Here is a 14,414-nt window from a genome sequence, read left to right on the forward strand (position 1 = left end):
CCCTATTCCCTCTTCACCAGTGCAAAAATACTCCCGACGACAAAACCTCCAAGATGCGCCCAATAAGCGACTCCTCCCGTTTCTACACTCATATTAGCTGCTGCTTGGAGACTAGCAAAACCAGAAATGAGATTTTGCACAAAGAAAATACCAATAATTACTAATGCCGGAACATTAATTGTGGTGATAAAAAAACCTAAAAAGATTAAAGTGGTAATTCTTGCTTGAGGAAACCAGATTAAATATGCACCTAAAACTCCAGAAATTGCCCCACTTGCTCCCAAGGAAGGAACAGCAGAGTACATACCAATAAACCATTGACATAGAGCAGCTATAGCCCCACAGGTTAAATAAAACAATAGATATTTAAAATGTCCTAAGCGGTCTTCAATATTGTTACCAAATACCCACAAATAGACCATATTGGATATTAAGTGCCACCAACCTCCATGCAAAAATTGTGATGTAAATAAGGTTGTCCACTCTCGACTCCAGTTAATGGTTAATTCTTGCGGTATTACCGCATACAATTGAAAAAATTGTTCTAGTTGTAGACTTGACAAGTTTATTTCATGGAGAAAAACTAGGACATTCATTCCAATTAACCCATAGGTAAAATATGGAGTAATTCGGGTGGGGTTGTCATCGTAGAGGGGAAACACAAATATTGTTCCAAATCATCATTAATAGAACTATAACAGGAGTCAGGAGTCAGGAGTCAGGAGTCAGGAGTTCAGAAGTATGGCTAACGCCACGCTTCGCTATCAGGAGTATGGCTAACGCCACGCTTCGCTATCAGGAGTTCAAGAATGAAGAATGAAGAATGAAGAATGAAGAATGAAGAAAATTTTCCTCCTATGGGAATCATAAATGATATTTAAAAAATTTTAAGTAGGTAGGCAATGCCCACCCTAGGTATATTTCAAAAATCAAATATTATTCCTATGTTTCCTGTTTCCCCGTTCCCTAATTACAAAAGATTTGCTGATTCATAGAGTCTTCTGAGAATAGCTGTAATTTTAATTCCGTAGTCTAAATCCGCAGACCAGCGCCCTGACAATTGATGAACTGACGACGCAACTCCTCTAGTAACAAAGCGAAATCTAGGATCTACTTCTTGTTGGACTAAAGGTTCTAAACTGGCATAGGCTTTTAAATGTTGAATATGCGCTCTGACACCAATTCTGGCGCTGGGAAATGATGCTCCTTCCGCACCACCACCAACTGCACCCAAACCGGCAAAGTTATTTTGCTGGGATTTAATGTCAGTACCAAACCGTAAAAATCCAGTTTCTAAACACATTTGACAAAAAGCAATATCATGATTTATGCCTTCAATTGTTGCTTCTTCTCGATATAGTTTAGGAAGATCAGGAAACTGGGTAATGGCGGTTTCATTATTGGTTTTTATAAATAGTTGTAGCTGTACTTCTGATGTATTACCATTGGAGATAAGTTGCTCAATTTGTCCAGGACAAACTGTTGAAATTGAGCGTAATTTTACTGTGCGCGTGGCACTATCCCAATCAATAGAAATATGAGAATCTCGAAGTTCTACAGCTTTAATATACACTATTTGGCGATAGGTAATTCGGCGTAAATTAGCTAATTTGGAAATATCAATCCGTAACCGATCTACTAAATCAATTGGGATGTAAGCATTCCCATTAATTAATACTCCTTGTTCAGCGTAATTTTGTCCATTAATATTGATATTAATGCTAGAATAATTTTCGGTTTTTGGTTGTTGAGGATCATTTGCTTGACTCCAAGTAGTTAGTCCCTCCGCAATTCCGATGGCAAAATCACGACGACGACTTTGTAATAAAGCCCGATCTTCAGGACTGCTTAAAAAACCGACTTGTAGTAATAAAGCTCCAATCACAGTTTGACGACAAAATTGTAAATTACCCAAGCCGCTATCTGTATCTGGTTTCACTCCGCGATTTGGTAATTGGGGGACACGACGCAAAAGTGCCATTAATACCATTTCGGCATTTTGTTTGCGTTGGTCATTTTTGGCAATATAAAATGCACTTGCTCCCCGCACCGATGGACTATTAGCAGCATTGGCTTGAATTTCTAGCGCTACATCCTTGGTATTAGCACGAGCATTAATCCAAGCGATGGTTTGAGCCGCACTTAAATCATCAGGAACAGCTAAAACCTCTACGTTACGGGTGCGGAGTTCTGTCACTACCAAATCTCGCAAAAGAATCATTTCCTTTGCTTCCGTTGTGCCACCAGCGATCGCACCGGGGTCATTTTTACCCGCTTCTGTGCCACCATGTGCCGCAGAAATAAAAATCCGCCCCATTTTTACCTATTTCCGTTGCTAAGTCCCGGCAATTGCAATTCTTTGACACTCTCAGGGAGCCAAGCCACTGAGATTCTACTGACAGAATTAGATTAAGGGTTTAGCCCAATCCAATCTCGCTGCGACCGCCAAACGCCGCCTAGACGCTCAAAACAACTGCCAATCAAGGTGTCGAAATTGCGCTTACTTTTATTGTTTTCAGTGTTTTCAGAATCCATCACTAAGCCAAGACTCGGTACGCTCCACACCCTGCCATTACTCGCTCTTTCTTGTCAATACTGCCGTTAGGACTTGAACCTAACCGTTGTTTCATAGGAGCCGGGATTTCTCCGTACTAGGATGCTTCAACACATAGATGTTTTTTGTTCTTACTCACAATTTGATTCTAACATACCACAGGGATTAAAATCCCTCGTGTCGCTTATATCTCAGGGAGCCAAGCCGCGCTCGTTTTACGCTTACCGGATGCTCTTATAAATTAGCGATCGCTTCTGCAATTCTTCCAGACACAAAAGGTAAAATTTCCCGACTCTTAGCTTGTGCTTTCCCTTCCGTAAACACCACCAACAGATAAGGACGTTGATCTGGTAATTCAATATAAGCCGCATCATGGCGGACTGTGCTTGTCCAACCTGCTTTTGACCAGATTTGACTATTTTGAGGTAATCCACCGCCTAAGAAGCCTGTAACCTGGTCTTCTTCCACATCTTGGGGTAAGTCATCAGGGTTAATATTACGTTTGATTAAATTCATCATAGATTGCGATCGCTCACTAGAAACCGTCACCCCACCCACGATACTATGTAATAATCTCGCAGTGGCATCCGTCGTCACCATATTCCGATTTTCAAACATCTCCCCATAAAAAGCCCTTTCCCGGCCATAGGGACCATCACCCCAGGTTTTTTGACAGACATTAATTGCTTGCATTTCCTCCCACCCCAAGGACTGGTAATAGCGATTAATAATATTGCGTTGATATTTCCAAGTTTCAAAAGGCCCAGGACTTAACAGCGGACCAGAAGTAGTCCCACTGATGATATCCACAATTAAACTGGTAGCATCGTTACTAGAATCAACGATCATATCCGTCAAAGCCCGGTTTAATTCCCCCGAAGTTTGACTCATACCTTTTTCTAGCCATTCTTGTACCACCACCAAATAAAATAACTTCACCACACTGGCCGGATAAATCCGTTCTCCTCCCCGATAGCTAAAACCCCGCACCGGATGTTCCCAAAAAGCGTTAGGAGTCAGCGCACCACCCGTATTCACTGGTGCGGGAGGATCATAGACAACCCAAGTCAAAGCAATTTGATTTGCTGCTAAAGTGGGAAACTCTGCCCAAGTTGCCTCTACAATTTGATTACCGATATTTTCTAGTTGTTGATCTTGATTAAAAAAAACCATTTGTGAATAATGTCCTTATGGTATTCAGAGTCTAGTTTCTAGCTTGATTCTATCATTACCTGTATAATTGCTGAGGTATGAAATCTAATTAAACTCATTTTAGGTAATTTAATATGATATTTGATTTAACAAAACTTAATCAAACTTGCAATCCTCATAAAACTCTTGATCAACAAAATGACGAATTACACATTGCATAGACTTTCAAAACATCTTTTAAATTATTTCCCCAAAAAATGAGTAATCTAAAATTAGCACAATATCAATGTTTAACTAACTTGAATCTCTATGATTCTCCTGAATGTGTCCGTTTAGCGACCCAAGCCGCAACAGGACGACATTTACGAATAACATCAAATCATCAAGATACAGCAGTTGAAGTTTGTTTATGTGAAGATAACTATCCAGGATGGTTATCTGTTCCAGATTTGCAGTTTCTCCAACCCGCAGAAACAGTATATCAACCCCAATTCATCTCAACCGCAGAAATTCAACAACACATACCCACAGTTATCGCTTTTACCCAAGCAGCAAAAGCACAAGACAATTATTATCTTTGGGGTGGCACAGTTGCACCTAATTATGACTGTTCTGGTTTAATGCAAGCAGCATTTAAATCCGTAGGTATTTGGCTACCAAGAGATGCTTATCAACAAGAAGCTTTTACCCAAACAATTGATATTAAAGAATTACAACCAGGGGATTTAATCTTTTTTGGCACTCCTCAAAAAGCCACCCACGTAGGCTTATATTTGGGTAATAATTGCTATATTCACAGTTCAGGAAAAGATCAAGGACGCAACGGTATTGGTATTGACCAACTTTCGTCACAGGGAGACAAAGTTAGTCAGGCTTATTATAAAGAATTACGCGGTGCTGGTAGAGTTGTAAAAAGTTATGAACCACAGGTTAGATAAAATGAAAGATGATGAATGGTGGGATAATTTTCCTGCTGCTTTGAGACCAGCCTATGCCTTTGGGGAAGTTAACGAACCAATTTCACTCTACAAAGGCGAACTAGAAATTGAGAAAAATCAAAGAATCACCCAAGGAAATGGCGAAGTATATCTTAAATGGTTTCCCTATCCTCAAATTGAATTTAAGTTATCTAGCAATAGATCATTAATTGGTGATGATACTGGTGAGGCTAAACTAAAGCTGACAGGAATTCAAGGATTAGTGAAGGTTCGTATTTCAGAATTGAATAGAAATGTGAAATTTAACGAAATATTAAATCAAGTTGATGATTCAATACAAGTCAGGGGAAGACCAATAGAACCTATTATCATTGGTTCAGGAAATGATTTAGCATATATAAAGTTTCACTTAACCAACTTCCATGAATTATTTGGTTCTTGTTCTTCAGTATTTGTTTCAGAAGATTTCAGCAAGACTGTAATTCAAAGAGTTGTATTTGAGGCTGGGGTTTGGAGAGTAACTATAGATCAGCTTGAGCGTACAACAGTAAGTAAAATATTAAAGTCACTGAAATTTCAAGGAGGTTATGGCGTTACCCATGTAGGAAAACTTGAAAGAAATGATCAAACAGTTTTCGCAGCTAATGAAGCGCGTGATTTCTTAGAAGCTTTTTCCTATTTTCTTTCATTTGTCCGAGGATTTCGAGTTTCTCCAACTCTTCTAGTAGGCTACAATGTGACTGAAGAGGAAGTGTGGAAAGAGTGGACTTCATCAAATTCAGATTCTTGGAAATCAGTAGATTCCTGGGCTTGGGGTGTGCCTGGGACAAGCCTTAAAAATGCTTTTCCGGGTTTTTGGCAATGGTGGCAAGATTGGGGTAAATCAGCAAAATTGGCTATTTATTGGTATTTGCACAGTAATAGAAATGCAGGTGGTACAGAAGGCTCAATTGTTTTGGCACAAGCTGCTTTAGAACTTTTATCATGGGTTGAATTGGTGGAAAAGGGCAGTATTACTGAAAAAGATTTTAATAAAGGAGGGGGATTCAACTCAACTTCAAGAAAAATAAATCAGCTTCTTAAAGAATGTGGTATTCCGCAGGATATACCATCGGAGTTTATTGAATTAGCAGAATTTGAAAGCCAGCTTCATCATAGTAATCATAATGGAGCTTATGCCTTTGTTGAATTACGAAACAGTATTACCCATTCAGCCCCTGAAAATCGCCACAGATTTACTAATACTAGCGCTGAAGCTATAGAAGAAGCTTGGATACTTGGGCTATGGTATGTCGAGATGGTGATCTTAAAGCTATGCGACTATAATGAGTCTTATTTCAACCGTATACAAAAAGAAGGCTATTCTGGTGATTTAAAATACGTACCTTGGAAATAATTTGACTCTACTCTAAACAATTTCTAGAGGACAATAGGACGCTATTAGCAATAAATACTTACTAGAAACTACCATTATTTCTAATACACGCTATAAAGTGAATATTTTTTTATTTGCAATTCCTCAACCATGTAAAATTAACCATCAGTTATCAACTATCTAGCAATGACCAATCACCAATCACCAATCACCAATCACCAATCACCAATTACCAATTACCAATTACCAATTTTAGATGTATCTGTAGTTGTCCCTATTAAAGATGAGGTGGAAAGTTTACCTTTATTACTAGCAGCCATTTCTACGACTCTCACCGCTAGTGAATTGAATTATGAAATTATTTGTGTAGATGATGGTTCTAGTGATGGTACAGCAGAATTCCTCAAAGCACAAGCCCAAACGCGCACTGATTTAAAAGCGATCATTCTGCGACGTAACTATGGACAAACTGCAGCTATGTCTGCGGGTTTTAATTATGCTACAGCTAAAGTAATTGTGACTTTAGACGCTGATTTGCAAAATGACCCCGCTGATATTCCCATGTTATTAGCAAAGCTAGAGGAGGGTTATGATTTAGTTAGTGGTTGGCGGCAAAATCGTCAAGATGGGGCATTAAATCGGTTGCTTCCTTCTAAAATCGCCAATTGGTTAATTCGTCGGGCTACAAGCGTCTATATTCATGATTATGGTTGTTCTTTGAAAGCTTATCGATCTGAATTGGTTGCAGATATGAATCTTTATGGAGAACTACACCGCTTTTTACCTGCATTGGCATATATTGAAGGGGCGAGAATTACAGAAGTACCTGTCCGTCATCATGCGCGACGTTTTGGACAAAGTAAGTATGGCATATCGCGGACGTTCCGGGTATTGATGGATTTATTAACTATTCTGTTTATGAAGAAGTTTCTCACCCGTCCCATGCACGTTTTTGGGCTATTAGGCTTAATTTCTATGGTTTCTGGGGGAGGAATAGGTATATATTTGACTGTTATCAAATTGGCTTTTCATGTAGATATTGGTAGCCGTCCTTTATTGATTTTGGCAGTGTTGCTGTTAGTAACAGGAGTACAGCTATTTTGCTTCGGTCTTTTGGCAGAATTACTGATGCGGACCTATCATGAATCTCAAGGACGACCAATCTATCGGGTGCGGGAAGTTGTGGCGAAAAATGTTAAGTAACGTAACAATAGAGAAATAATACTTTTTGCATTATTGCATCTGCCGTGAAAGCCTTTGATACTTTTGACGCTGAACTGCGAAAAAACCTGCTCATGTTATTTGCAGCGGGTTTGTTTTTCTGGTCAGGTTTGGCCTCGTTATTGCCTACCTTACCCTTATATATTGAACATATTGGTGCAAGCAAACAAGAAATTGGCATTGTTATGGGTAGCTTTGCCATTGGGATGTTGCTATGTCGCCCGTCAATGGGGGCTTTAGCAGATATACGAGGACGTAAAATAGTATTATTGATTGGAATGTCCGTGGCAGCGATCGCTCCTTTGGGATATTTATGTGTAAAATCAATTATCCCCCTCATGGTAATTCGTACCTTTCATGGCATTAGTATCGCCGCTTTTGCCACAGCTTACATTGCCCTAGTCAGCGATTTAGCACCAGAACACCGTCGCGGTGAAGTCGTCGGTTATATGAGTTTAGTTAATCCCCTGGGAATAGCACTTGGCCCTGCTATCGGGGGATTTTTGCAAGCAAGTGCTGGTTATACTCCGTTATTTTTATCATCTGCGGCTTTAGGTGGCATGGGTTTATTATGTATAATCCCCATTGTCAATCCACCTATTATCACCAAACCACATAACAGCAAAAATGATAACTTTTGGCAAATATTAACTAGTCCTCGCGTGCGAATTCCGGCTATTGTCTTATTGCTGAGTGGTTTGACTTTAGGTAGTTTGCATACTTTTATCTCCCTATTTATCAAATCAACCGGCGTTGATTTAAATCCAGGTTTCTTTTTCTCTGCTGCCGCTGTCTCCAGTTTTAGTTGTAGATTATTTAGTGGTAAAGCTTCTGATAGATATGGTCGGGGTTTGTTTGTCACCATGAGTTTAATAGCTTATACACTCTCTATCATCTGCGTTTGGCAAGCAAATAACTCTTTCATGTTCTTATTAGGAGCATTGATGGAAGGTGCTGCTTCTGGTACACTCATTCCCATGATTTCTGTATTAATGACAGATAGGGCTTTACCCCACGAACGCGGGAGAATATTTGGTGCTTCCTTAATGGGATTTGATATCGGTTTAGCTATAGCTGGTCCAATTTTTGGGACATTTGCCGAAACCCTGGGTTATCGGAATATGTTTGGTTTGACTACGGGTTTAACTGTGATAGCCATGATCATCTTCCTTACCCAGTCTAGTCGTAATATCCCTCAATCTCTACGTTTTGCCTTTGGTCGCACAGAAGATATCTATGCTGTGAAATAATATCTTCAAAAATTAGATATGGATTATCAACAACCCTTGTAGAGACGTTTCATGGAACGTCTCTACGATATTTGTCACCAAATCTCTGTTAGAAACTACCAAATAAAAAAATATCCCAAAACTGACGCAAAAACCTGCTCTATTTCTTCTTTCTCTGTGTTCTCTGTGCCTCTGTGGTTCGTTTATTCAACCCATTAAAAATGCACAAACTCCAAAAAAGGAACCTGTGCATTTTTAATTATAAAATGGGCGAGGAGGGATTCGAACCCCCGACACCGTGGTTCGTAGCCACGTGCTCTAGTCCACTGAGCTACACACCCTTGACCCACGAATTTAATAATAGCACATACTTTCCCAATGACGCAAGCTAATTTTTCAAATTCTTTTCCACTAACCCATTTGGATGCCCAAGGAGAAGCCCAAATGGTTGATGTATCCGGCAAAGTCGCCACCATTCGCCAAGCTGTAGCCACTGGTAGGGTGCGAATGTTACCTGAGACGTTCGCCGCTATTCAAGCCGGTAACACCCCCAAGGGGGACGTTTTAGCAACTGCTAGGTTAGCGGGAATCATGGCTGCTAAACAGACAGCAAACTTAATTCCGCTCTGTCACCCCTTACCCTTACAGAAAATCACTGTGGAGATTATCCCCGATGCCCAACTACCCGGTTATCAAATTGATGCCACTGTCAAAACTAAAGCGGAAACTGGGGTAGAAATGGAAGCTTTAACAGCGGTGTCTATTGCTGCTTTAACTTTATATGATATGGCTAAAGCGTTAGAAAAGACGATTCAGATTGAAGCGATTCATTTAGTTAGTAAAACAGGTGGAAAGTCTGGGAATTGGGGATAGTTGACATTTGTTGAATAAATCAGTACACTATTATTTGTTAGGACATTTGCCGTACACCAAAGATTTACACATCACATTTATTGTGTAGAAAGTATCATGACTCACTCAGTGGCTAGAAACAGCCCAGAAAAATCCTTGCGTTCCAAATCAGAAAGATTAGAAGCCCGTGTCAGTCCAGAGAATAAGGAATTATTCCAACGTGCGGCTGATATTCAGGGACGAACACTCACAGATTTTGTAGTTAGCAGTCTTGTCAGTGCTGCAAACCAGATTATTCAGGAAAATGAAATCATGATTTTAAGCAGAAAAGACCAAGAAATTTTTGTAGAAGCACTGCTTAATCCACCAGAACCCAGCGAAAAGTTACGGCTTGCGGCTCAACGCTATAAAAAGAATATGGGTGTATAAGTGCAGTTAACAGATAATTTTGATGCTTTTAATCATTATTTAATAGAGCCGCTAGGAAAAAAGCATAACCGGGCGGCTTTTTGTTCTGGTGTTGATAAACTAGATAAATATTTCCAAGCACAAGCTGGGCAAGATGCACGTAAACGGACAGCAGCCCCATTCGTTTTAGTAGAAAAAAATTCTGGTTTAGTTGCAGGTTATTATACATTATCAGCAACACGTATTAAACTAGGAGAATTGCCCATAGAAATCACGAAAAAACTCCCAAAATATCCTGAACTTCCTGCTACCCTTTTAGGTAGATTAGCCGTTGATCAAAATCATCGTCAAAAAGGTTTGGGGGAAATGTTGTTAATGAATGCCCTAGATCGGAGTTTGCAAAGTGAAATTGCGACAATTGCGGTAGTTGTTGATGCTAAAGATGATCAAGCCCGTTCTTTTTATGAGCATTATCAATTCATTTGCTTTCCTGATTATTCTCATCGGCTTTTTTTGATGATGGAAACGATAGCTAAGATGATCAATTCAGATTAAATAAATTTACTCAAAAACTACCGTTCTATTTCCATAAACTAAAACGCGATTTTGTAAATGCAATCTTACCGCTCTAGCTAATACAATTCTTTCTAAATCTTTACCTTTTCTAATTAAATCATTCACCTCATCTCGATGACTTACCCGCACTACATCCTGTTCAATAATTGGACCTGCATCTAAGTTAGGGGTAGCATAATGGGCTGTTGCACCAATAATTTTTACTCCTCTTTCAAAGGCGCGATGATAGGGATTAGCACCAATAAATGCAGGTAAAAATGAATGATGAATATTAATAATTTGCGGGAATTTTTCAATGAAATCTGCGCTAACTATTTGCATATATTTTGCTAAAACTACCAAATCAATTTTGTATTCATGCAGTAATTCTAGTTGTTTAGCTTCTTGTTCTTGTTTATTGTCTTTAGTAATGGGTATGTAATGATAATCAATGCCAAATTGTTCAACTACTGGTTGTAAATTGGGATGATTACTCATAATTAACGGAATTTCTGCATGAAATTCTTTAGCGTGATATCTCCAAATTAAATCAAATAAACAATGATCTTGACGACTTACCCAAATAGCAATGCGGGGAAGAGTATCAGAAAAGTGTAATTCCCATTTTGCATTTAAAGATTGAGCAATAGCATTAAAAGCGGGAGCAATTAAATCTTTTGGTAAATTAAATCCTTTTAATTGCCATTCTATGCGAGTTAAAAATAATCCAGCTTCAAAATCTGTATGCTGATCTGCATGAGTAATATTGCCACCATAATCATAGATGAAATTGGCGAATTTGGCTACCAATCCCTTTTGATCTGGACAAGAAATTAATAAAGTTGCTGTTTGTTTTGTCATTGAAAATAAGAAATAATAATTTTTGCTATTTGAAATCTCGTTCCCAGTCTCTGACTGGGAGTGCTATCACAGAGGCTCTGCCTCGACTATAATTGAGAGCAGAACCTTCTAGAATTGCCCCGACTATAATGAAGGCAGAGCCTTCTAGAATCCATTCTTATACAGAGTATGGGAACGAGATTATACATTATTTATTTGTAGGAGTTGGGGAAGGAAGATTAGGTAATGGTTGTATATCAATCTTTTCTGCTGGTTGTTTCCATTCAGATATGTCTCGATTGACTGCATTTACAAAATCTTTAGACACTAACAATAAGTTCATATTTTTGTTACTATCAGCTTGAGCATATAAAAATTGATTATTAAAATCACCTTTACCTAAAATCAATTGATGGCTTTGTTGATTTTTTAGTTTAATATCAATAGTTGCTACAGGTTTATCTAAACCAAATTCTGATAATTCAGCGGATGAAATTAATACTGTTCTTTCACTTTTTCCTTTAACTAATAAATCCATTAAGTAAGAAACAATTGCATCATTTGCTAGTGCTGATATGGGAGATTTGATTTCCCATTGGGGTTTTTCAGATGTATTTCTTTTTTCTAGTTGTAATGTTGTCTCCTTGATTTTAATTGTTAAAGATTGGACATCATCAGCGGTAAAAGCGAAAATTTTCTGTTTTTGGATTTTTATTTCTGTTTGCTGATTTTTTCCTTTGATTTCATGAAAGTAGACAAAACTACCCAAACCCAGGGCTAAAAGTATTAAAATCAAAGTTGTTTTTGGCAATTTCATATTGAATGTTAATTAATAAATTACCTAATTAGTGGGAAATTAAAACTGCTTCTCGCCATTTTTTCACTGAGTTAATTATATAGATGCGATTGCTATATTTTAACATTTCTATTGTCATAATTTCTTCTCTAATTTTACCTTGGTCAAGTAAATTAGCGCGAAAAGTTCCGGCTAACAAACCACATTTTACCGGGGGTGTCAGCAATTCTCCATTTAACTCCACCACAATATTACCAATAGAGGTTTCTGTAATTTCACCTCTTTCATTCCACAATAAAACATCATCACAATCAGGAAAAGCGGCTTTTGCTATTTCATAAACTTGGCGATTAGTCGTTTTATGATACAAAAATATATTAGTAGAGTCAACAGGTGTGCAACACATACCTAATTTGACTAGTTCTTGATTTTTCACAGGAGATAAAGACATAGTTTGATATGTAATCTCACCATCAGAATTTAACAGTAATCGCACTTTATAAGCTTGATTTAAAAATGATTCTGCTAATTTATTAAGTTGAGTTTTTAGGCTATTTATATCAACACTAAAATCAAAGTAAATTGCTGAATTTTTCAAGCGTTGTAAATGATAATCTAAGACAAAATAACCATCATGAGCTTGCCATAATATTGTTTCTAAAAGTGAAAAATCTGATTGATTTAATGAGAAACAATCATGAATTACTAATTGATTTTTCATCGGCGTTTCCACCAAATCACAAAACCTGTTCCTAAACCAATTAAAGGTAATACAAACACGGCAGCTATTGTTAATAAGTTAGCCTGAAGAGTTGAGATAACAATCCGGCGATTTTTTGGTTCTTTAGGACGAATTGAAAGAAGTTGTTGATCTTGTTGACTTAGCCAACTAACTGAGTTTAAGAATACATCTCCATTTAATTGTTGTTCAAATAAACCATCAGCGGCAAAATTTGAGTTTCCAAATACTACTAATCTTGACTCTTTCGCAGTAGGTTGAGAATTTGTGGAAATTGGACTTGGTGAATTTGTGGGAATTGGACTTGGTGAATTTGTGGGAATTGGACTTGGTGAAGTTGTGGAAATTGGATTTGGTAAAGTTGTGGGAATTGGATTTGATAACTTTCTAGTTAATGCTACTCCTAAAGTTAAAGGTCCTTTTAAGTCTTGACCTTCATTAAATTCTAATTTTTCACTTTTCTGATCACTTTCTGCCCAACTGCTAGGGTAGGGTTTGGTTTTCAATAAAGCCATAGACTCGATACCAGGAACAGGATCAATTTCCAAAGGACGAGTTAAGGGATATACAGAAATATTTTTCCCAAAATCTTTAGTAATAGGATGTTGTCCATATTCTGTTACTAAGATAGCAGCGGGTCCTAGTTGCAAATTTGCCCCAGAAGTGTCAATGGCCAAACGATTATCTAAACGCACACCCCAATCTTTTAAAATAGTGTCTATTTTCGGGTTGGTATTAGGATCAATCATCAATAATAAGTTACCACCACGATTAAGATAATTTTGTAAAGCTATGACTTCCCCTGTCAATAATTCTTTCTTTGGTCCAGCGACAACTATAACAGTAGCATCATCAGGAACTTGTGGCTGTTCTGCTAAATTTAAAGCTGATGTTGTCAAGTTTTTATCGGTTAATCCTTGAATTGCTTGGGAAATTGCTCCTTTACTAGCTGTAAGTGGATGTTCACCATGACCTTGAAGAAAGTAAACTTTAGCAGTTGTAGAACTGGTAATTTGTTGTAAACGAGTAGTTAATTTTATTTCTGACAACCGTTCATTTTCATTAATTATCTGGACTAATTGCCGTTTGTTTTGAAATTCAAGATAAACTTCACCATAATCTTTAACACCAAATTTTTCTGCTATTCCTGGCTTTAATTGAGGATCAAGATACTCAAATTTAAATTTATTACTTTGACGATGATAGTTATCTAATAATTCTCGATCTTGAAGATTTTGTTCTTTACTGAATAACCAAACTTTCATTGTTTGGGGTAAATTACTCACTAATTCCCTGGATTGAGGGGATAGAGTAAATAATTGACTATCTGTTAAATCTAGCCGCAAATGATAGCGAATACCTAAAAAATTAATTAATCCCAAGATAACTAATACTGATAAAGTAGCGACTAAAGCATTAGTACCAGATTGGGTAGAACGTTTTTGCCACCATTTACTTTGTTGACTTTGTATTATTATCCATAGGCTACAAATTACTAGACCTAGTATGGTTAATAATAAAGGGATTATTCCCCATTTTTCTGATATTAAACCAATGGTTAAGCCAGCAGCTAAAAAGAATGGTCCGAGCCAAAATACAAGTTTCCAAAGTTTATTTTTATTCATTAGGGAACGGGGAATAGGGGGAGTAGGGGAAGTAGGGGAAGTAGGGGGAGTAGGGGAAGTAGGGGGAGTAGGGGAAGTAGGGGAAGTAGGGGAAGTAGGGGGGAGAAAGAATTTTCCCAATGACAACTGA

Annotated in this window: 15 protein-coding genes and 1 tRNA gene; 8 read left to right on the forward strand and 8 right to left on the reverse strand. The window is 37.9% G+C overall.

The window, feature by feature from the left end:
- Positions 1-2 precede the first annotated feature (2 nt).
- Positions 3-662 (reverse strand): rhomboid family intramembrane serine protease, encoded by a 660-nt coding sequence (locus FJR08_RS02470; protein WP_168632030.1) that lies wholly within the window; start codon positions 660-662, stop codon positions 3-5.
- A 5-nt stretch (positions 663-667) separates the two neighbouring features.
- On the opposite strand from FJR08_RS02470, the gene FJR08_RS02475 reads away from it, so the two are divergent.
- Positions 668-820: a hypothetical protein gene (locus FJR08_RS02475; protein ID WP_158310548.1), complete on the forward strand. Its 153-nt coding sequence runs from the start codon at positions 668-670 to the stop codon at positions 818-820.
- Positions 821-970: 150 nt separating this feature from the next.
- Here FJR08_RS02475 and FJR08_RS02480 read toward each other — a convergent pair whose 3' ends face one another.
- Entirely contained in the window at positions 971-2,317 is a 1,347-nt protein-coding gene (locus FJR08_RS02480; RefSeq protein ID WP_168632031.1) for an N-acetylmuramoyl-L-alanine amidase, read from the reverse strand.
- Between the two features lie 471 nt (positions 2,318-2,788).
- Positions 2,789-3,727 (reverse strand): serine hydrolase, encoded by a 939-nt coding sequence (locus FJR08_RS02485; RefSeq protein WP_148762603.1) that lies wholly within the window; start codon positions 3,725-3,727, stop codon positions 2,789-2,791.
- 236 nt (positions 3,728-3,963) lie between these two features.
- Here FJR08_RS02485 and FJR08_RS02490 point away from each other — a divergent pair, with 236 nt between their 5' ends.
- The 4 genes from FJR08_RS02490 (at position 3,964) to FJR08_RS02505 (ending at position 8,490) form a co-directional block, all read left to right on the forward strand.
- Entirely contained in the window at positions 3,964-4,644 is a 681-nt protein-coding gene (locus FJR08_RS02490) for a C40 family peptidase (protein WP_168632032.1), read from the forward strand.
- Positions 4,625-6,040 carry a hypothetical protein gene (locus FJR08_RS02495; RefSeq protein ID WP_168632033.1) on the forward strand — a complete coding sequence of 472 codons (1,416 nt, stop codon included), beginning with the start codon at positions 4,625-4,627 and terminating at the stop codon, positions 6,038-6,040. Before FJR08_RS02490 ends, FJR08_RS02495 begins: the two co-directional genes overlap by 20 nt.
- Before the next feature lie 165 nt (positions 6,041-6,205).
- The gene (locus tag FJR08_RS02500) at positions 6,206-7,222 is read left to right on the forward strand and encodes a glycosyltransferase family 2 protein (protein WP_168632034.1); all 1,017 of its coding nucleotides are present in this window, start codon (positions 6,206-6,208) and stop codon (positions 7,220-7,222) included.
- A gap of 44 nt (positions 7,223-7,266) precedes the next feature.
- A complete protein-coding gene (locus tag FJR08_RS02505) occupies positions 7,267-8,490 on the forward strand; it encodes an MFS transporter (RefSeq protein ID WP_015081204.1) in 1,224 nt (407 codons plus the stop codon).
- A gap of 246 nt (positions 8,491-8,736) precedes the next feature.
- Here FJR08_RS02505 and FJR08_RS02510 read toward each other — a convergent pair.
- A tRNA-Arg gene (locus FJR08_RS02510) sits at positions 8,737-8,810 on the reverse strand.
- Between the two features lie 37 nt (positions 8,811-8,847).
- Here FJR08_RS02510 and moaC point away from each other — a divergent pair.
- The 3 genes from moaC (at position 8,848) to FJR08_RS24160 (ending at position 10,284) form a co-directional block, all read left to right on the forward strand.
- Positions 8,848-9,342 (forward strand): cyclic pyranopterin monophosphate synthase MoaC, encoded by a 495-nt coding sequence (moaC, locus tag FJR08_RS02515; protein ID WP_168632035.1) that lies wholly within the window; start codon positions 8,848-8,850, stop codon positions 9,340-9,342.
- Positions 9,343-9,438: 96 nt separating this feature from the next.
- Positions 9,439-9,750, forward strand: coding sequence for a DUF1778 domain-containing protein (locus tag FJR08_RS02520; protein WP_168632036.1), 312 nt, complete (start codon positions 9,439-9,441; stop codon positions 9,748-9,750).
- Positions 9,751-10,284 (forward strand): GNAT family N-acetyltransferase, encoded by a 534-nt coding sequence (locus FJR08_RS24160; RefSeq protein WP_168632037.1) that lies wholly within the window; start codon positions 9,751-9,753, stop codon positions 10,282-10,284.
- Between the two features lie 6 nt (positions 10,285-10,290).
- Here FJR08_RS24160 and purU read toward each other — a convergent pair whose 3' ends face one another.
- The 4 genes from purU to FJR08_RS02545 all read right to left on the reverse strand — a co-directional run bounded on the left by purU (position 10,291) and on the right by FJR08_RS02545 (position 14,284).
- The gene (gene purU / locus FJR08_RS02530) at positions 10,291-11,145 is read right to left on the reverse strand and encodes a formyltetrahydrofolate deformylase (RefSeq protein ID WP_168632038.1); all 855 of its coding nucleotides are present in this window, start codon (positions 11,143-11,145) and stop codon (positions 10,291-10,293) included.
- A 187-nt stretch (positions 11,146-11,332) separates the two neighbouring features.
- Positions 11,333-11,941, reverse strand: a complete 609-nt coding sequence (locus FJR08_RS02535; protein ID WP_168632039.1) for a DUF4340 domain-containing protein — start codon at positions 11,939-11,941, stop codon at positions 11,333-11,335.
- A gap of 28 nt (positions 11,942-11,969) precedes the next feature.
- Complete coding sequence (locus tag FJR08_RS02540) at positions 11,970-12,641, reverse strand: aminotransferase class IV (RefSeq protein ID WP_168632040.1); 672 nt, start codon at positions 12,639-12,641, stop codon at positions 11,970-11,972.
- A complete protein-coding gene (locus tag FJR08_RS02545; RefSeq protein WP_168632041.1) occupies positions 12,638-14,284 on the reverse strand; it encodes a Gldg family protein in 1,647 nt (548 codons plus the stop codon). The genes FJR08_RS02540 and FJR08_RS02545 overlap by 4 nt, the downstream gene beginning before the upstream one ends.
- Between the last annotated feature and the right edge of the window lie 130 nt (positions 14,285-14,414).

The organism is Dolichospermum sp. UHCC 0260, assembly GCF_009711985.1.
GTDB lineage: Bacteria > Cyanobacteriota > Cyanobacteriia > Cyanobacteriales > Nostocaceae > Dolichospermum > Dolichospermum lemmermannii.

What these genes read in the sequence shown, in the direction of transcription:
- FJR08_RS02480 (WP_168632031.1), bottom strand. Translation starts at nt 2,317, where the DNA reads ATGGGGCGGATTTTTATTTCTGCGGCACATGGTGGCACAGAAGCGGGT.
- FJR08_RS02485 (WP_148762603.1), bottom strand. Translation starts at nt 3,727, where the DNA reads ATGGTTTTTTTTAATCAAGATCAACAACTAGAAAATATCGGTAATCAA.
- FJR08_RS02490 (WP_168632032.1), top strand. Translation starts at nt 3,964, where the DNA reads ATGAGTAATCTAAAATTAGCACAATATCAATGTTTAACTAACTTGAAT.
- FJR08_RS02495 (WP_168632033.1), top strand. Translation starts at nt 4,625, where the DNA reads ATGAACCACAGGTTAGATAAAATGAAAGATGATGAATGGTGGGATAAT.
- FJR08_RS02500 (WP_168632034.1), top strand. Translation starts at nt 6,206, where the DNA reads ATGACCAATCACCAATCACCAATCACCAATCACCAATCACCAATTACC.
- moaC (WP_168632035.1), top strand. Translation starts at nt 8,848, where the DNA reads ATGACGCAAGCTAATTTTTCAAATTCTTTTCCACTAACCCATTTGGAT.
- FJR08_RS02520 (WP_168632036.1), top strand. Translation starts at nt 9,439, where the DNA reads ATGACTCACTCAGTGGCTAGAAACAGCCCAGAAAAATCCTTGCGTTCC.
- purU (WP_168632038.1), bottom strand. Translation starts at nt 11,145, where the DNA reads ATGACAAAACAAACAGCAACTTTATTAATTTCTTGTCCAGATCAAAAG.
- FJR08_RS02535 (WP_168632039.1), bottom strand. Translation starts at nt 11,941, where the DNA reads ATGAAATTGCCAAAAACAACTTTGATTTTAATACTTTTAGCCCTGGGT.
- FJR08_RS02540 (WP_168632040.1), bottom strand. Translation starts at nt 12,641, where the DNA reads ATGAAAAATCAATTAGTAATTCATGATTGTTTCTCATTAAATCAATCA.
- FJR08_RS02545 (WP_168632041.1), bottom strand. Translation starts at nt 14,284, where the DNA reads ATGAATAAAAATAAACTTTGGAAACTTGTATTTTGGCTCGGACCATTC.